1 protein-coding gene is annotated in these 310 nt (G+C 74.2%); it reads left to right on the top strand.

Annotated features, from left to right (window positions below):
* Positions 1 to 310: beta-ketoacyl synthase N-terminal-like domain-containing protein (locus PUR56_RS10905; protein WP_329948733.1), on the top strand; the 310-nt coding region annotated here is incomplete at both ends.

Here is a 310-nt window from a genome sequence, read left to right on the forward strand (position 1 = left end):
CGCTGGCGATGGACCCGCAGCAGCGGTTGCTGGTGGAGACGTCGTGGGAGGCGTTCGAACGGGCCGGGGTCGACCCGCTGTCGCTCCGCGGCGAGCCGGTCGGCGTGTTCGCCGGACCCAACGGTCAGGACTACGTCGCGCTGCTGGACGACGGGTCCGTGGACGTCGCGGTCGCGGCGGGCCACATCGGCTCCGGGAACGCGGCGAGCGTGCTGTCCGGCCGCGTCTCGTACTCGTTCGGCCTGGAGGGGCCGGCGGTGACGGTGGACACGGCGTGCTCGTCGTCGCTGGTCGCGCTGCACCTGGCCGC

The sequence above is a fragment of the Streptomyces sp. BE303 genome (assembly GCF_036290945.1).
Lineage (GTDB): Bacteria > Actinomycetota > Actinomycetes > Streptomycetales > Streptomycetaceae > Kitasatospora.